Source organism: Acinetobacter lwoffii (assembly GCF_024129715.1).
GTDB lineage: Bacteria > Pseudomonadota > Gammaproteobacteria > Pseudomonadales > Moraxellaceae > Acinetobacter > Acinetobacter lwoffii_U.
In genome coordinates this window covers 82,331-101,111 of sequence record NZ_JAMXXM010000009.1, presented here as the reverse complement: position 1 = coordinate 101,111, position 18,781 = coordinate 82,331, and the positions used below count along the sequence as shown (strand labels likewise).

At 43.8% G+C, this 18,781-nt stretch carries 14 protein-coding genes; 4 read left to right on the top strand and 10 right to left on the bottom strand.

The genetic code is table 11. The annotated features are described in order from the left end of the window. Positions 1 to 863: electron transfer flavoprotein-ubiquinone oxidoreductase (locus NI462_RS08265; RefSeq protein ID WP_253160019.1), on the top strand; the 863-nt coding region annotated here is incomplete at its 5' end. 258 nt (positions 864 to 1,121) lie between these two features. Here NI462_RS08265 and NI462_RS08260 read toward each other — a convergent pair. The 5 genes from NI462_RS08260 to betI form a co-directional block, all read right to left on the bottom strand. Continuing rightward, positions 1,122 to 3,323 carry an OsmC domain/YcaO domain-containing protein gene (locus NI462_RS08260; RefSeq protein WP_253160017.1) on the bottom strand — a complete coding sequence of 734 codons (2,202 nt, stop codon included), beginning with the start codon at positions 3,321 to 3,323 and terminating at the stop codon, positions 1,122 to 1,124. A 334-nt stretch (positions 3,324 to 3,657) separates the two neighbouring features. After that, complete coding sequence (locus NI462_RS08255) at positions 3,658 to 4,428, bottom strand: TorF family putative porin (RefSeq protein WP_253160015.1); 771 nt, start codon at positions 4,426 to 4,428, stop codon at positions 3,658 to 3,660. A 127-nt stretch (positions 4,429 to 4,555) separates the two neighbouring features. After that, on the bottom strand, positions 4,556 to 6,211 hold the full coding sequence (betA, locus tag NI462_RS08250; RefSeq protein ID WP_253160013.1) for a choline dehydrogenase: 1,656 nt from the start codon (positions 6,209 to 6,211) through the stop codon (positions 4,556 to 4,558). An 11-nt stretch (positions 6,212 to 6,222) separates the two neighbouring features. After that, a complete protein-coding gene (gene betB / locus NI462_RS08245; protein WP_253160011.1) occupies positions 6,223 to 7,698 on the bottom strand; it encodes a betaine-aldehyde dehydrogenase in 1,476 nt (491 codons plus the stop codon). Positions 7,699 to 7,719: 21 nt separating this feature from the next. Further along, complete coding sequence (gene betI, locus NI462_RS08240; protein WP_253148255.1) at positions 7,720 to 8,298, bottom strand: transcriptional regulator BetI; 579 nt, start codon at positions 8,296 to 8,298, stop codon at positions 7,720 to 7,722. A 270-nt stretch (positions 8,299 to 8,568) separates the two neighbouring features. Here betI and NI462_RS08235 point away from each other — a divergent pair, with 270 nt between their 5' ends. Together NI462_RS08235 and NI462_RS08230 are read left to right on the top strand one after the other, a co-directional pair. Continuing rightward, positions 8,569 to 10,605, top strand: a complete 2,037-nt coding sequence (locus NI462_RS08235; RefSeq protein WP_253160009.1) for a choline transporter — start codon at positions 8,569 to 8,571, stop codon at positions 10,603 to 10,605. 28 nt (positions 10,606 to 10,633) lie between these two features. After that, positions 10,634 to 11,242, top strand: coding sequence for a MarC family protein (locus NI462_RS08230; protein WP_004646981.1), 609 nt, complete (start codon positions 10,634 to 10,636; stop codon positions 11,240 to 11,242). Between the two features lie 62 nt (positions 11,243 to 11,304). On the opposite strand, the gene NI462_RS08225 is transcribed toward NI462_RS08230, so the two are convergent. Together NI462_RS08225 and NI462_RS08220 are read right to left on the bottom strand one after the other, a co-directional pair. Next, complete coding sequence (locus NI462_RS08225; protein WP_253160007.1) at positions 11,305 to 13,512, bottom strand: TonB-dependent receptor family protein; 2,208 nt, start codon at positions 13,510 to 13,512, stop codon at positions 11,305 to 11,307. 503 nt (positions 13,513 to 14,015) lie between these two features. Continuing rightward, positions 14,016 to 14,933: a LysR family transcriptional regulator gene (locus NI462_RS08220; protein ID WP_253160005.1), complete on the bottom strand. Its 918-nt coding sequence runs from the start codon at positions 14,931 to 14,933 to the stop codon at positions 14,016 to 14,018. A gap of 330 nt (positions 14,934 to 15,263) precedes the next feature. Between NI462_RS08220 and NI462_RS08215 the strand changes: the two genes are divergently transcribed. Beyond that, the gene (locus tag NI462_RS08215) at positions 15,264 to 15,431 is read left to right on the top strand and encodes a hypothetical protein (RefSeq protein ID WP_005100295.1); all 168 of its coding nucleotides are present in this window, start codon (positions 15,264 to 15,266) and stop codon (positions 15,429 to 15,431) included. A 159-nt stretch (positions 15,432 to 15,590) separates the two neighbouring features. On the opposite strand, the gene NI462_RS08210 is transcribed toward NI462_RS08215, so the two are convergent. From NI462_RS08210 to NI462_RS08200, 3 genes are all read right to left on the bottom strand, one after another. After that, positions 15,591 to 15,788 (bottom strand): hypothetical protein, encoded by a 198-nt coding sequence (locus NI462_RS08210; RefSeq protein ID WP_004646985.1) that lies wholly within the window; start codon positions 15,786 to 15,788, stop codon positions 15,591 to 15,593. 254 nt (positions 15,789 to 16,042) lie between these two features. Beyond that, the gene (locus NI462_RS08205) at positions 16,043 to 17,773 is read right to left on the bottom strand and encodes a bifunctional protein-serine/threonine kinase/phosphatase (protein WP_253160004.1); all 1,731 of its coding nucleotides are present in this window, start codon (positions 17,771 to 17,773) and stop codon (positions 16,043 to 16,045) included. A gap of 66 nt (positions 17,774 to 17,839) precedes the next feature. Then, positions 17,840 to 18,649 carry a formate/nitrite transporter family protein gene (locus tag NI462_RS08200; protein WP_004280337.1) on the bottom strand — a complete coding sequence of 270 codons (810 nt, stop codon included), beginning with the start codon at positions 18,647 to 18,649 and terminating at the stop codon, positions 17,840 to 17,842. Between the last annotated feature and the right edge of the window lie 132 nt (positions 18,650 to 18,781).

The following is an 18,781-nucleotide window of genomic DNA, read 5'->3' as shown; positions in this document are numbered from 1 at the left end:
TGCAGCGCTGGAAAACCCATCCATTGATCAAGCAGTATCTGGAAGGTGGTAAGCGTATTTCTTATGGTGCGCGTGCTGTGGCCAAAGGTGGCTTTAACTCACTACCAAAATTCACTTTCCCAGGTGGCTCGTTAATTGGTGATGATGCAGGCTTCCTGAACTTTGCCAAGATCAAGGGTTCTCATACGGCGATGAAATCCGGCATGCTCTGCGGTGAAGCGGTATTTGAGGCGATTGCTGCTGGTGTCGAAAAAGGCGGTGATCTGGCGGTGGCGCGTGTGGCAGAGGGCGAAGATTTCTTTGTCAAGGAACTGACCGCTTATACCGACAATTTCAACAACAGCTGGCTGAAAGAAGAGTTATACAACTCGCGTAACTTTGGCCCGGCCATGCACAAGTTCGGTCAATGGATCGGGGGTGCCTTTAACTTTATCGACCAGAACGTGTTTAAAGTGCCATTTACCCTGCACGATCTGGTTCAGGATCATGCTGCGTTGAAAACCCAGGCGGCTGAAAGCTTCAAGCCAAACTATCCAAAACCGGATGGCAAGCTGACCTTTGACCGTCTGTCTTCAGTGTTTGTCTCGAATACGGTCCATGAAGAAAACCAGCCAGCGCATTTAAAACTCACCGATGCCTCTATTCCGGTGGAAGTCAACCTGCCGACATGGGACGAGCCTGCACAGCGTTACTGCCCGGCGGGAGTCTATGAAATTATGGAAAATAATGACGGTTCCAAGCGTTTCCAGATCAATGCAGCCAACTGTGTGCACTGCAAGACCTGTGACATCAAGGATCCGTCACAGAACATCACCTGGGTGACACCGGAAGGTGGTGGTGGTCCGAATTACCCGAATATGTAAGGTAATTCCTGTGAAGGAGAAAAATACATCTATTTCTCACATTCACATACCCAATCTTGAAGCAGTTAGTATTAACACTTCACTTTAATTTTTGAGGTAATCCCAGTTCCCTCGGGAGCTGGAATTAATAAGCTAGAATAGAAATAATAGAAAAGATTGTATATAGGGTCAGAGATAAAAATGGCCTATTCGAAACCGAGTAAGCCATCTTTAAGATTTAAAACAAATAACGAAAATTTTTAGTCATTCATCTATGGATTATTGCTGAGCCACAAACTTTGCACGCGCCGCATGCAGTTTCTTGTAACTGTCAATCAGGCGTAAATGACGGTCCAGTCCTTCAAGCTGCATATTGGTTTCGGTCAAACCATAGAAACGAACTGTGCCTTCGATTGAACCTAGAACGGCATCCATACGGGCATCACCAAACATACGGCGGAAGTTGTGCTCATAATCATCCAGTTCCATTTCATCATCCAGAATGACTTCCAGAACGACATTCATGCACTGGTAGAACAGGCCACGTTCAACGGTATTGGTATTGAACTGCAGGAACTGCTCAACCAGATCTTTGGCTTCTTCAAATTGCTGCAAAGCCACATAAATTAGAAGTTTCAGTTCGAGAATCGTCAGTTGACCCCATTCGGTATTTTCATCGAACTCAATACCGATTAAGGTTTTGATCTCGGTATAGTCATCCTCATCTGCTTCTTCCAGACGCTCAACCAGTGCTTCCAGTTGTTCATCATCCAGACGGTGCAAATTCAGGATATCTTCACGGTATAACAAAGCCTTGTTGGTATTGTCCCAAACCAGATCTTCTACCAGATAAATTTCCGAATAGCCCGGTACCAGAATACGGCAAGCTGTTGCACCTAGATGCTGATACACCGCCATATAAACTTCATGGCCCATGTCTTCCAGAATCGTGAATAATTCCTGAGCTTCATCGGCATTCGAGTTTTGACCGTTATTGGTAAAATCCCACTCAACAAATTCATGATCTGCTTTGGCACTAAAGAAACGCCAAGACACCACACCGCTTGAGTCGATGAAATGCTCGACGAAGTTATTTGGTTCAGTCACGGCATTACTGCTAAAGGTTGGTTTTGGCAGATCATTCAGACCTTCAAAACTACGGCCTTGCAATAACTCAGTCAGACTGCGTTCTAATGCCACTTCAAAGTTAGGATGGGCACCAAATGAGGCAAATACACCGCCGGTACGTGGGTTCATCAAGGTGACACACATGACCGGGAACTGACCGCCTAAAGATGCATCTTTGACCAGAACCGGGAAGCCCTGTTCTTCTAGGCCTTTAATGCCTTCAACAATTTTTGGATATTTTGCCAGAACATGTTCAGGCACATCCGGTAGTGCCAGTTCACCTTCCAGAATTTCGCGTTTAACCGCACGTTCGAAAATCTCAGACAGACATTGTACTTGAGCTTCAGCTAAGGTATTGCCCGCGCTCATACCATTACTGAGGTACAGGTTTTCGATCAGATTCGACGGGAAATAAACGGTTTCACCATCAGACTGACGTACAAATGGCAATGAACAGATGCCACGTGCTTTATTACCAGAGTTGGTGTCGTAAAGATGGATACCCAATAATTCATCTTCAGGATCATAAATTTCACGGGTATGTTCATCTAAAACTTCTGCAGGTAGTTCGCCATTTGGACCTGGCTGGAACCATTTTTCATCCGGATAATGCACAAATTCTGCATTGGCAATATCTTCACCCCAGAACTGGTCATTATAGAAGAAGTTACAGTTCAGACGCTCAATAAATTCACCCAAAGCAGATGCCAGCGCACTTTCTTTGGTTGAGCCCTTACCATTGGTAAAACACATTGGCGACTGCGCATCACGGATATGTAGCGACCAGACATTCGGCACGATATTACGCCAAGACGCAATTTCTATCTTCATGCCAAGGCCTGCCAGAATTGCAGACATATTGGCAATGGTTTCTTCCAGCGGAAGGTCCTTACCCGGAATGAAAGTCGTATGGTCAGAAGCCAGACTTGGCATTAACAAGGCTTGAGCATCTGCATCGATACTTTCCACTTCTTCAATAACAAATTCAGGACCAGTTTGAATCACTTTCTTGACGGTACAGCGGTCAATTGAACGTAGAATCCCTTGACGATCTTTTTCAGAAATATCAGCTGGTAGCTCCACCTGAATTTTAAAAATCTGTTTATATCGGTTTTCAGGATCAACGATATTGTTTTGAGATAGGCGGATATTGTCGGTCGGAATATCACGTGCCGCGCAATAGACTTTGACAAAATAAGCCGCACAAAGTGCTGATGACGCCAGAAAATAATCGAATGGGCCGGGTGCCGAACCATCACCTTTATAGCGGATCGGCTGATCGGCGATTACCGCGAAGTCATCGAACTTGGCTTCCTGGCGAAGATTATCGAGATAATTGACCTTAATTTCCATGTGGATACCTAAATATTCTTATGTGCCGTCACGGACAGATAAGATGCTGAATCTGAATATACAAGCCGGTTCACGGAGGAGAACTTGAATGAAAAATAGAAAATGGTCAGGTTATACCATTTGACGAAGTGTCTGGATAACGCTGCCGAGAATGGGCGCTATTATAGAATTATTTTATGAAATTGATAATATTTGTCTGAAATTCTGGCAGATTAAACCAGATCCTCAGTCTTTCCTGAGCTGCCGGAGCATGAATCAACTTCAAGTCATGGCTTATACTATTAATCAAAGTTGCAGATAAGGCAGATTTTCACCTGCCTAGTCTGAGATAACTTTAGAAATCATAACTCAGTGTAAATACTGCAAGATTATGCTGCTTGTCATCATAACGGTCATAACCGCCAAAGATATATTCACCCGACAAACTTACCTGAGGTAAAAGCGCATAACTGAGTCCGGCAGAAGCATAACGAAAGGCAAACTGCTTTTCGGTATCGCCCAGTTCACCGCCCTCATATTTGCCTTCATCGTTAAAATAGCTTCCCGCTGCCGTAACGCTGGCATTCAGGCGATCATTCAACTGATGATTCAGGTTAAGCGTATAAAAAGTATCGCCCTGATTGGCATAAGCCACATCATACAGATAGGTCGATACGCTGGCGCCAATACTGGTCTGATCATTCAATGCACGACTTATATTTAAACCCAGCTCATTTCCGGTAGTATGCTTGCCGCCCGGATAATAATAGGTTGCGCTCCATAGATCCCAATCATAATTTTCGCTGCTATGGGTATAACCCAGCAGAAAGTTATGCTCGAATTTGTCTGAACGATGTCCCTGACGCCCCTGCACTTCTGCATAAGAGTATCCAAGCGTAGATCCCCAATATCCGACATAAAAATTACCATAAGCCAGATTCAATGCAGCCTGTACAGCAACGTCGTCATTTTCAGGCGCATTGGTCAAACCGCGGGAGACGTATTTGGAGACCACACTCAAGTTTCCGCTTGCTTCTATTTGTTTTACTTCCGCATCATCGGCATAACAGTAAAAACTTGAAACAGCAGCACAGCCAAACAGCACTGTTTGATTGAATATTTTCATAAAATATAAATGTATTAAGTAAAGCGGAGATAAAACCGAAAGCAGTCGAGGTTTTATCTCCGCTTTGGGACAAAATTGAAATTCGCTTTACTCCTGCTTTGCTAGGCGGCAGGAATAAAACCATAATTTAAGCGCGAGGCGCCTTGTAAAAAGGTGCAGATGAAGGCGCAAGAGCAGGTTTGCCACGAATATGGTCTGCCAGTTTTTCAGCGATCATAATCGTAGTTGCATTGAGGTTCCCGGTAATGATCAAAGGCATAATCGAGGCGTCAATCACACGCAACCCCTGCATTTCATGTACGCGTCCATAACCATCGACAACCGCCATGTCATCCTCACCCATTTTACAGCTACATGATGGATGATACGCGGTTTCTGCATGATTACGAACAAATTCATCAATTTCAGCATCTGTTTGTAGATGTTTTCCCGGACTGATTTCTTCACCACGATAGGGATCCAATGCCGGCTGATGCATAATTTCCCGGGTAATGCGGATGGCATCGCGGAATTCACGCCAGTCCTGCTCGGTACTCATATAATTAAACAGAATACTTGGATGCTCAAACAGGTCTTTGGATTTCAGACGAACACGGCCACGTGACGGCGAACGCATAGAGCCCACATGAGCCTGGAAGCCATGTTCATGAATGGCATTGGTGCCATTATAATTAATCGCTACAGGCAGGAAATGATACTGGATATTAGGCCAGTCAAATTCGTCTGAAGAGCGGATAAAACCACCGGCTTCAAACTGGTTACTGGCCCCAATACCTTTACCTAAAAATAACCATTCAGCGCCAATCATCGGCTGGTTATACCACTTGAGTGCCGGATATAAGCTAACCGGTTTTTTGCACTTATATTGCAGGTACATTTCCAGATGGTCCTGCAGGTTTTCACCCACGCCTGGCAAATCCTGAACCACAGGAATATCCAAACTTTTTAACAGTTCAGCCGGACCTATACCAGAGCGTTGCAGGATTTGCGGCGAGGCAATTGCACCTGCACATAGCAATACTTCACGATCTACAAAGACCTGAATCGGCTGTAAAGTATTTTGTCCTTCAAAATATTCCACACCAATTGCCTGATTACGATTAAACAGAATCCGGTTGGTCATGGCGTGGGTAATAATCGTAAGATTATCCCGGCCTTTGGCCATATCCAGATAACCACGTGCTGTACTGGAACGACGGCCTTGCGGCGTTACGGTACGGTCCATCGGCCCAAAGCCTTCCTGTTGGTAGCCATTCAAGTCATCGGTACGTGGATAACCGGCTTGAACCCCAGCTTCGACCATGGCATGAAACAGCTCATTATTACCATTCTTAGGCGTTGCGACTGAAACCGGGCCTGAATCGCCATGATAGTCATTGCCGCCAATATCGCGGGTTTCAGCTTTTTTATAATACGGCAGACATTCAGCATAGCTCCAGTGTTCTAGCCCCTTCAGGCTGGCCCACTGTTCAAGATCCATAGCATTACCACGGATATAGCACATGCCATTAATCAGTGAAGATCCGCCCAGACCTTTACCACGGCCGCATTCCATACGGCGATTGTTCATGTGGGGTTCTGGATCGGTCAGATAGGCCCAGTTATAGCGTCGTCCCTGTAATGGATAAGCTAATGCAGCCGGCATTTGTGTTCTGAAATCTAGACGATAATCTGGTCCACCCGCTTCCAGCAACAGGACCTTTACATCCGGATCTTCAGTTAAACGCGCTGCGAGCACATTTCCTGCCGAACCTGCGCCGATAATAATATAATCGTAATTCATCCAATCCTCCCTTATGCGCTAAATACAGACTGGAAAGGACTAAGTTCAACTTGCACTGACTTGGTCTGGGTATATTGCTGTAGCGTGACAATACCATTCTCGCGACCGACACCCGAATGTTTATAACCACCCACTGGCATTTCTGCCGGTGATTCGCCCCAGGTATTAATCCAGCAAATGCCGGCTTCGATTTGATGAATAATACGATGCGCACGTGCCAGATTTGGTGTCACGACACCAGCTGCCAAACCATACTCGGTGTCATTGGCACGACGAATCGCCTCTTCTTCTGAGTCATAACTCAGAATACTCATGACTGGACCAAAGATTTCGTCACGGACAATGGTCATGTCGTCACGGCAATCAGTAAATACCGTTGGTAGCACATAAGCACCTTGGGCAAACTGCTCATCTTCAGCACGGCCGCCACCACACAATAAGCGTGCACCTTCTTTTTTACCCTGTTCGATATAATCCAGCACTTTTTCCATATGCCCAAAGCTGGACACTGGGCCAAAATTGGTCTCAGGATCAAGTGGGTCCCCTATACGGATATAAGGAATACGCTGCAGAATCTTTTCTTCGAATTCGGCTTTCAAGGCTAAAGGTAGAAATACACGGGTACCATTGGTACAGACCTGACCGGAACTGTAGAAGTTGGCCATCATGGCAATATCTGCCGCAAGGTCCAGGTCGGCATCTTCACAGATAATCAGCGGGGATTTTCCACCCAGCTCCATAGTCACTTCTTTCAGGCTGGAATTCGCAGCTTGGGCCATGACTTTTTTGCCCGTTGCAACACCACCAGTAAATGAAACTTTGGCTATGTCCGGATGTGAAGTCAGATAGCCACCAGTTTCACCACTGCCGGTCACCACATTGAATACGCCATGCGGCACACCTGCTTCAGTATAAATTTCTGCCAGTTTTAATGTAGTCAAAGGTGTCACTTCACTAGCTTTAAAGATCATGGCATTGCCCGCTGCCAGTGCAGGTGCAGATTTCCATAAGGCGATTTGAATCGGGTAATTCCACGCACCAATCCCGGCAACCACACCCAAAGGTTCACGGCGGGTATAAACAAACGAACTGCTTCTGAGCGGGATTTGCTGGCCTTCTAATGCTGGCAAAATACCTGCATAGTATTCGAGTACATCTGCACCTGTCGCAATATCGACGGTGGATGTTTCACTGAAAGCTTTACCACTGTCGAGACTTTCTAAACGCGCCAGCTCATCATTACGTTCACGGAGGATGGCAACAGCCTTGTTCAAAATACGGGAACGTTGAATCGCCGTCATTTCTGCCCAGACTTTTTGTCCTTGTTGTGCCGATTCAACAGCGCGATCGATATCTTTTCGCGTACATACCTGCACGTCTGCCAGAATTTCGCCTGTTGCAGGATTAATCGTTTGAAACGTGCTATTGGACGTTGCATCGACATATTGTCCATGAATATAAGGACGTTGCAGTTTGAATGTTGTCAATGGAATTTCCTCGCAGGTGGGTTATTTGAGTTGTTGCCGGATATATTTACTACACAGTTCAATCGGCAGTTCTGGGTCAATTTCGCCATTTACCAAAGCACCTCTTAACCAGAATCCGTCAATCAATGCTGCCAGACCTTGAGCGGCTTTCTCTGCCTGGTCTTTATTTAACTTTTTCATGAATTCGTACTTAAGATTGGAATGTAAACGGTAATGATTGATCTGCTGTAAACGGTGTAATTCAGGTTGGTGCAAACTGCTAGCCCAGAACGCCAACCAGACTTTCATGGCCGCCTTATCCGTTTGTGGAGCAGCAAAATTACCACGTACGATCGCTAACAAGCGCTGCTCCGGTAAGTCATCAACCTGTATCTTTATCTGTGCAACAGATTTACCCAATTGCTGCAATAAGTAACGCATTGTGGCTTCAATCAAGCCATTTTTACCTTGAAAATAATGACTTATGATGCCGGTTGAGACACCTGCCCTCTGAGCAATCTGACTAATTGAAGCTTCTGCAAAACCTAGCTCATTCACTGCAGCTAAGGTGGCATCGATCAGTTGCTGGCGACGGATCGGTTGCATACCAACTTTTGGCATAAGACTAACCTGAATAACGGATGTAACAATAAAAAATCACTCTGCTAAAGCAAATAGCTGAATGATGTAACAATTCATAAACGCTTTTTTAATTGAACGTTCAATTAATAAAAATTATAGTGCCAGCTCACCCTTGATGTACAGCGCAGTTTGTTTTGGATTTGCAAAAGTTTGTAATTCACGAAAACAAGGAAGCTTTACCGCAGGCTTTTGCTTTTAAATCACACTGCACTGTAGATCATCCGGCAACAAAACGATGGTTAGAGATTTATGCAAAAGAAAAATGAAGAGAAGCAAGATAGTCTGAATAAAGTGGTTTTTTATTTTTCGGCGACGCTTATTCTGCTGTTTTCTATCATTACCATTTTATTTAATGAACAAGCCAATCAAGTCATTATCAATATCTTAAACTGGGTCAGTCGTACCTTTAGCTGGTATTATCTGCTGGCGGCAACGCTGTATCTGGTTTTTATCGTCTTTATCGCCTGTTCCCGTTATGGCGAGATTAAACTTGGCCCTAAACATTCCAAACCAGAATTTAGCCTGCTGAGTTGGTCGGCGATGCTATTTTCTGCCGGGATCGGGATTGACCTGATGTTTTTCTCGGTGGCGGAACCGCTTTCCCACTATATGAATCCACCTGTGGGCGAAGGTGAAACTTTTGAAGCTGCGCGCCAGTCCATGGTGTGGACCCTGTTTCACTACGGTTTAACTGGCTGGAGTATGTATGCGCTGATTGGGGTCGCGCTAGGTTATTTCAGCTATCGCTACAATTTACCGCTCACCATTCGATCAGCACTCTATCCTATTTTTGGAAAAAGAATTAATGGTCCAATTGGCCATACTGTGGATACGGCTGCAGTACTCGGCACAATTTTCGGGATTGCCACCACCTGCGGGATTGGCGTTGTGCAATTAAATTACGGCCTGCATGTATTGTTTGATTTACCAGAAAATATCTGGATTCAAACTGCACTCATCGCCGTTGCCGTGATTATTACTATTATTTCAGTCACTGCCGGTGTCAATAAAGGCATCCGGATCCTGTCTGAGATTAATATCTATGTGTCAATTGGGCTGCTGCTATTCATTCTGTTTGTAGGCAATACCGAGTTTTTATTAGCCGCCTTGATTCAGAATTTTGGTGACTATATCAGCCAGTTCCCGAAGCTTTCTTTAACCAGTTTTCCTTTTGAACAACCGAAAGAGTGGATGAATAGCTGGACCCTGTTCTTCTGGGCATGGTGGATCGCCTGGTCACCTTTTGTTGGTCTGTTCCTGGCCCGTATTTCCCGTGGTCGTACCATTCGCGAATTTGTCACCGGGACTTTGGTTATTCCTCTGTTATTTACCCTGACCTGGTTGTCTATTTTCGGTAACAGTGCTTTATACAGCGTGATTTTTGATGGTAATACTCAACTTGCTACGACAGTTTTAGAAAATCCGGCACATGGTTTTTATGATCTGCTGGCGCAGTATCCAGGCTTTATGTTTACTGCAGGTGTCGCCACCATTACCGGCTTACTGTTCTATGTGACCTCAGCGGACTCGGGGGCATTGGTATTGGGAAATTTCACGACCAAATTCACTAATATTGAACATGATTCACCGCGCTGGCTGAGTGTGTTCTGGGCCATTGCCATCGGTTTGCTGACTTTGGCAATGCTCATGGCGAATGGCGTAACAGCATTACAGAACACTACGATTATTATGGGTCTGCCTTTTAGTTTCGTCATTTTCTTTGTGATGGCCGGACTGTATAAGTCCTTGCGTCTGGAGGATTTTCGGCAGGCCAGTACCAGTTTGAATGCGGCACCTGTGGTCGGTAATGTGGATATCTTGAACTGGAAGAAGCGTCTGAGCCGGGTCATGCTGCATCCAAGCCTGTCCCAGACCCGGACCATGCTGGATAATGTCTGCAAGCCGGCCATCGAGGCCGTTGCAACCGAGTTAATTGACAAAGGCATTCAAGTCAATATTCAGGAAAAATCACTTGAGGAAGAACCTGAACTGTATCACCTTGATCTGACCATTCAGCTCGATGAAGAAGAAAACTTTGTCTATGAAATATGGCCGGTACGCTATGACACGCCAAATTTCAGTTCACGTGGTAAACGAACCAAACGTTATTACTATCGTCTGGAAAGTTATCTGTTTGAAGGCTCTCAGGGCAACGATCTGGTCGGTTATAGTAAGGAACAGGTGATCAATGACATCCTGGATAAATATGAACGCCATATGATGTATCTGCATATTAACCGGATCAGCCCAGGTAAACGTCCGCTGTTCCCGGACCGTGAAATCTAGGATATCTCAACTACGGAAGGACTGAATGATGTCAGAAAGTTTGAATGCATTTGCCCTGTTTTTCTCCCTGCTCAACCCTTTTCTGATGAGTATTTATATGCTCGGAATTATCCGTAATTCCGACGCAAAAGTATTCAACATGGCATTGATTCAGGGCAGTCTGATCAGCTTTATTGTGTTCATCATTTTTGCAAAAACCGGTGAAGCCTTCTTTAATGAAGTCTTGCATGTACGGTTTGAGTCCTTCCAGATTTTTGGCGGTATTATTTTTCTGGTGATTGGCTATCGTTATGTCTTTGAAGGTGCTGATACGATTGGTGTGATGCGTGGAGCGCCCAGTCATCTGGCGGGTACGATTGCCATGCCGTTTATGATCGGTCCCGGCACCATTTCGGCTTCCGTGATTACCGGGATTCAGCTCAGTTTAATGCAAACCATTCTGGTGATTTTCTTTACCCTGTTTCTGACCTGTAGCTTGCTGATCCTGATGAAATATCTGCATGATCATTTACAGCATAAATATTCCAACTACATTGACCTGTATGTCGATATCGTCGGTCGTGTTGCAGCGCTTTTAATCGGTACTATTGCCATTGATATGATTGTGACAGGCGTTACCGGAATTTTAGAAACCTGATAAATCCTTTCTATCAATAAATAAAAAGAGCGGTGTTTACCGCTCTTTTTATTTTTAAATAATTAAAATTTAAATGACACGCCGGCATAAGTAGAAAAACCTTCACCTGGTGAAGATCGCGCTACATCAGCACCTTGATCATTCAGACCAGGAATCACGACCGCAGCATATTTCTCATCGGTGATATTTTTAAAATTGATCCAGGTTTTCCACGATTGATGTTCTGGTGCATAACCCACGTCAATGCCCCAGATCTGATAGTCATCACTGAATCGGCTATTGGCATAATCATGCGCCATTTTGGACGCATATTCTGTATTCAGGCCAATATACAGGCCATTATTTAAAGCATAACTCAGTTGAGCCTGATAAAGATGTTTTGGTATTCCCGGTAACTGGTTCTTGCCAAACAATGGATCATTTTTATACTGGAAATCGCTAAGGGTATAAGCCTGTTGCAGACGCAGTTCACCATATCGGGATTCATGCAATGGTGTATCCAGACTTAGCTCCACCCCTTGATGAATCGTTGGCGTGGCATTTGCTTCTACACTAATTCTTTCCTCTGAAGTAGTAGAATCAGAATCATTCCCGTAATTTTTAATCATTTCAGAAGACAATAGCTCCTTTTTAATCTTGGAATAATAGTAGCTCAGTGCCCAGTCTCCAAAGCCCGATTGTCCACGCCCCCCCAGTTCAAAACTATTGGCGGTTTGCGTATCCAAATAGATTGGCGCACGTACTCGATTTGATGCAGCTCCACTGTCTTTAGAATAGTAATAAGGTGAAGACCAAGCCATTGCCCAAGGATGTGCCGGTTCAATGCTCCGGCTTAAATTGGCAAACCATTGCACAGAGTTATTTGGCTGATAGGTCAATCCAAGTCTTGGTGCAAAATTCCATTCATAACGACTGACTTTAGGATCTACATCAGGACCTAAATTTGGGTCGGGAATAATATTTGCATAAGTCACTTCACTTTCCCGATGGGTATACACGGCTGCCAGTCCCAGATCTAATTTGAACTGATCATTTAATGTAGTTTCCTGATCAAATTGCAGCACGTTGTCTGAACCACGATAGGTATAACGGCGGGTAACTGTGTCTGCCGGATACGTTTGATTACCAATTTCTGTATTAAATCTTAAAGTTTCAGTAACCCCACTGTCCGGGCGGTGTGTGGTAGTGCGCAAGGCAATACGCCCCTGATGCTCCAGACCTAGAAACTGATAAGGCCTTTCATACTGGAAGCGCGCTGTAATATCTTCATAATCGACATTAGTACGATAACTGCTTTCACGTAAATCCAGCGGATAATGATGATAAGCCAGACTGCCAGTCAGTTTTGCATCATCCTGTAAATTCCAGGTCGTGGTATTGGCCAGCCAAGTACTGCCCGGCTGAATCCGTTTGGCATCTACCGCTAAATTAAAGCTATTCGCTGCTTCAGGATCATTTTTGAGCTGTTCTTGTGTAATCCGTCCTGGAGTTAAATGCTTGCTCTCACGGTAACGAGCATAAAAACGGGTTTCGATATCCGGACTGATCTGATAGCCCAAATTAAAAGCCAGACCCTTACCATCGCCTTCAGCATGATCCTGAATTCCATCAAACTGGGTACTCGTCAGCGCCAGATAATAATCCATCTGATCCAGCTTTCGGCCGGTACTAAACTGATATTTTTGATAACCATGGCTGCCCATTTCATATTTGAGTTCAGAGCCATCCTGATCTGCGCCGGTCTTGGTTCTATAGTTGATTGTTCCACCTAAGGCCAGTCCGCCTTGCTTAAAGCCATTGGCTCCGCGATAAACCCCGACATGATCAATCCACCAGGGTTCTAGCAGTTCATACGCTGTACCGCCCGGCCCGGTAAATGGAATATCGTCAATCAGGACGTGCGTACCGGATGCGTGTGCACCTGAAGTCCGGTTGATTCCTGAGCCACGGATCGATATTTTTGCACCTTCATTCCCTGCAGACTGGGCATAAATTCCTGGCTGTAAACGGAATACATCGGCTGTGGTTGCAAGTCGCTGCTGTTCTAATTGCTGCTCACCAATGAAATTCGTTCCTCCTGAAACCTGAGCCAGCTCTTTCTGATATTGCTGCTGCGGATTGGCATTTTGCTCAGCGCTGATCACAATAGTATTCAGCTGTTGAACATTGTCCGGTTCTACGGCAGTTTCAGCATAAAGATGACCTGAGACAATCGACAGAATCATGAGGCTCAGCGGGCTTTTCTTGAGAGGAATTTTTGTCATGTGCATGGCGATTTTATACAGTCCTGTATAAGTGATTCCGTTTTATGAGAGGAAATCAGTTTAAAAATTATGCTGTAGCATAGATCAACATTGTTATTTTCAGGAGTTATTTTCTGCCAAAAAATTGACTGATCAGCGTATGTTTTTTCATTTTATTTAATCTTTTTATTAAAAATCAACTTGCAAGATCAGAACCACATCCTCACAAGTTTCAAGAACTTAATTTTTAAGTAATTGACATTTAATAATATGCAATTTAATTCTGCACAGATGTATTTCCACTTGGCAAAATGTGATAATTAGAAAAATTTATAATCAACTAAACCAGTTCTTTAATTTATAAAGTTGGCCGAAGTTGTATATTTTCTGACTCGAAGTAGACGAGATTAACTTCATCATCTTATAGAAAAATTGAAATCCTTGAGAGAAAAACAATCAATTTCTTAAAAATCCTGACGATGCAGGATTTTTAAGAATCACGGGCTTATAGACATTCAACTATTCATTGATCAGTTGTAGTAGACCTGTCTTTTCTTGGAAAACCGATCCAGCTGTTTCAAGAAGCCTTCAAAATAATCTTTCTGTTTTTCTTCTGTGCGATAGCCGGCGTATAAAGTTCGACGTAAGCCTTCAGGTGCCACACAGTCGAGGCGGCGTGAAGTGACCCAGCCTTTCTGCTCATATTCATTTACCACCCAATCAGGTAATGCACCAATCCCGCGACCACTTGCCACCAGCTGAATCAGCATTTGGGTCAAATCTGTGGTGCGAATGTCTTTTGGTAGAATATTAGCGGGAATAAACAGACGCGACATAATGTCCAAACGGTGTTTATCCACCGGATAAGTTACCAGCGTTTCTTCAGCAAGCTCCTGAACAGTAATCTCTTTCGCACGTACCAGTGGATGGGTATTGGATAAAACCAAGCGTGATTCGTATTCGAAAATCGGGAAATATTCAATGCCTTTAAGCGCAATTGGATCAGCCGTAATCAGTAGATCAAACTCTCCGGTTTGTAATAATTCATGCGGATTCGATTCAAAACCTGAAGCAAAGTCCAGGTCTACATCCGGATATTGCATCCGGTATTGATTGAGTAGTGGCATCAACCAGTCAAAACAGCTATGACATTCAGAGGAGAAAACTATTCGTCCGGTCTGGCCATGCACAATACGGCTGATATCGCTCTGTGCAATTTGAACTTGCGGTAATATTTCATCTGCCAGTTTTAACAACCGCTCCCCAACATTTGAAAAACTTACGGGACGACTACGCCGATTCACTACTTCAACCCCGAACCATTGGTCGAGTTCACGTAGCTGATGTGACAAGGCTGATGGGGTTAAACATAAATCACTTGCTGCTGCAACCAGAGAACCATGCTCCCGCAGAGCAGTTAAAGTTCTTAAATGGCGGAGTTCTATCATGGAAAATACCGGAAATTTCAAAAGACGGATGACACTTAATTTGTCTTAAGCATAACCCATTTCTCTTATTTTATTTAGTTTTTCTCATTTTTAAATCATAATAATGAGATATATTCACCTATTGGGTTTCTAGGTTTGAATTGCTATTCCCTTAATTTTTATTAATTTAATTTTATTGATTAAATTAATTTTATTAAATTTGTCTATAAAATAGCGCTTAAATTTACAGCAGCAACAAGATAGAAAACTAACTTCGGTATAAAAGTCACAGAATAATTTTGCTCAATTCATACAATAAAAAGTAGAAAATATTTTAGAGGATGAAAGACTATGTCCAATCCAACCGACCGAAATGATGATGAACTCACTGAAGAGCAACTTGATCCGCAAGAAAAACAGGATCGCGAGATCCAGCGAGGTCAATTAGGTCTTCATGATCCACAGCGACAACGTGATCAACTGCGTCAGGAAAGACAGGACGAAGAACAGAATCAATAAATTTTTCAAGGATTCAAAAATACAAAAACTCCCCGTTCTTAAAAATGGATGGGGAGTTTTTTTCAGTATTAAAAAGTTAGGGACTAGTTTTCGCATCACAACATCTTATACATCTGATCTAACCTGAACAGTTCACCTTCTTGGATGAGTGCTGTTTTACTATTTCGTTTCTGTAGAGGCTTTTGCTTGTAGGGACTGCGCTTGTATTTCTGCCGTTTTTTTCTTGGCCTGAATTTGTGCCGCTATTTCCTGATTTTTCTCAGCAAAACGCAAGCCACCATCTCCGGCGAGACTGGTTTGGCTCATCACCATGCTGCTGCTCAAGATTAAAATCAGCTTAAAAAATTGAATTTTCATGTCTCATCTGCCTTTTTATTCTAATGGTATTAAAAATAAGCAATTATTATTCCAATGTTTTTATGCTTACTTAGATTTTAACTGCACTTTCTATTTTATAGGGATAATCTTCGAAAACACAGAGTCAATCATCGTAAAAATAGAAAAATCTGCAATAAGAATAAATAGATATTTTGACTACATCTCAGCTCAAATCACATCTGATTTTTTACTTCAGTCAAAAAAAATCGTTCAACAGCTTATTTTGATTATTTTCATTGGCTAAAATATAGTGCAAACACCCAGAGCAATAACAAAAAAAGAATCGCTGTGCAGGATTTCCAGAAAGTGACTGGATGCTTTTCAAGCATAGGGCGTGAAACTGATTTTTTAAATTTGATATCTGGGTGTTTCAGATCATATATAAAGGCTGAAAGTGCTTCATAGCGCTGCTCCGGGCGAATGGAAAGCGCTTTTTTAAAGATTGCGTCCAAGCCATGTGGCAGATCCGGTCGATACTCATAGAGAGGATGATATCGAACCTGCTTTAAGGCCTTTTCGGTCTTGCAGCGCGCGAGGTCCGTCCCATAAGGCAACTGTCGGGTTAATAAATAATAACTCATCACCGCCAGCGAGAACTGATCTGATTTTACTGAGGGTGAGCGTCCAATAAAATACTCAGGTGCCATAAAGGCCAAGGTTCCCAAAGGAACATCTGCGTGTTTGGGATTCAGTTCAACCAGACCTCTGACCGCAGTCGATCCATAATCAATCAGTTTCACTTTCAAGGTATCGGCTGGTTCGAGCAGCATGACATTTTCTGGTCGTACATCCTGGTGCAGCATTTCAAGACGGTGCATGGCATTCAGTGCCTTGGCCACCTGCTCAATGATCGGAAGCAACTGCTGTAAAGTTAAAGCAGTTTTATGACGGTGCAGCCATCGGTTTAGGCTTTCCCCTTGTAAATATTCATAACTTTGAAATAAAAACTTCTTGCTGCCCTTATGTGGATAGCATTGCAGCAGATTTTCATGTTTTAAGCGTTTCGATACCCAGTCTTCCAGCTGAAATTGTTCCATCGCTTGCAGGTCATCCTGCACATCGACAGACAAGGTTTTAATGACCAGCTGATTTTGTGTCGCTTCATCATGCGCCAAATAGAGGCTGCTGCGATGATTTTGGTGCAGAATTTTATCAATTCGATAACCTTCAAACAGATCACCATGACTCAACTGGTGTGGAAATAAAACATGGCTCTTGATATGAAAGGATTCCTCATCAGGCAACTGTTCCACTTTGATGATTTGAATGGTGAGATTGTCATCACTACCCCGCTTTAAGGCTAGTTCGACTATAGACTTGGCAATGATATCCAGATGTTGTTGCTGTTGAAGCAGATCTGATATGAGCTGCATATCAATAAACTCATAGACACCATCTGTCATCAAGATAAAGAAATCATCTTCACATAATTCAAGCTGCTGATAATCGACATCGATACGATGGTCGGCACCCAGTGCACGACTTAAATAATGTTCTGTTGATGACAGGCAAACACGGTGATCAGCCGTCAACTGTTCAATGACTTGTGCCTGAATGCGATAAATCCGGCTGTCGCCAGCATGAAAGATATGTGCCCTATTTTGTTTCAAAATCAGTGCACTAAAGGTGCAGACATAACCCTGGTCTTTATCAAAACGCCCGCGGCTTTGCTGGGTTTGTGCATAGAGCCAGGAATTGGTCGCACGAATGACCCGTGCCGCTGAAGTTTGGGTGCTCCATGCATCCGAAGTCGAGTAATAATCCGATAAAAAACTGCTGACTGCAGTTTCTGCTGCAATATGACTGACATTGCTGCTACTGATCCCGTCTGCAATTGCACAGGCAATTCCCTTACTGCTAAGCGCGTGGCCTTCAGGAATATAGACCCCATGAAAATCCTGATTCTGGGCTTTGATTCCAGCGGAAGAATATTGCCCAATGCTGATCTTTAATTTTTTATTCATTTTAAATACTCAAAAAGGGATCGAATCGATCCCTTTAATCTCAAGACATAAATCATCACGCTCAGATTAGAATTCTTTTTTATCACCAGTACGTACATGCGTGGTATAGAGTGCCAGACCGGTCAGTGCCAAACCACCCACCAAATTCCCCAGTGCCACCGGCAATTCATTCCACAAGAAATAGTCTGTAATCGAGAAATCACCGCCCATCATCATGGCAAATGGGAACAGGAACATATTCACCACTGAATGTTCAAAGCCCATGGCGAAAAACAGCATGATTGGCATCCACATCGCGATGAATTTGCCGCTGACTGTGGTTGACATCATGGCGCCAATTACACCAAGTGATACCATCCAGTTACATAGCATGCCGCGGATAAAAATTGTCATCCAGCCAGCAAAACCATATTCGGCATAGCCCAAAGTCCGGTCTTCCCCAATATGGGCAATTTTCACCCCAACCGCATTCGGTTCAGCGGCGAAACCCATGGTATAGACCGCGGCCATCAACACGGCCACGGTTAAACATCCGGCAAAGTTACCTAAAAAAACCAGTCCCCAGTTTTTTAAAATACGGGCCCACGTTACCCCAGGACGTTTGTCTAACCAGGCTAATGGAGTCAATACAAATACCCCGGTCAGCAGGTCATAGCCCAATAGATACAACATGCAGAAACCGACTGGAAATAGCAGCGCACCGATCAGCGGCACCCCTGTTTGTACCGCAATCGTCACGGCAAATACTGCTGCCAGCGCCAGAATTGCGCCTGCCATAAACGCACGGATTAAAACATCGCGCGTTGCCATATGAAGTTTTGCCTCACCGGCATCGACCACTTTTTTTGCAAACTCTGCAGGAGCAAGATAAGCCATATTTTTATCCCCTTTATATAAATTACTTACCTGTTTGCAAATAAAAAACGCCTAAGGTCTATTTCAACCTTAGGCGTCTTTGCCTTGTATTATTCAAACAGATCAATCGTGTCATGGCGCCGTTGCCATATT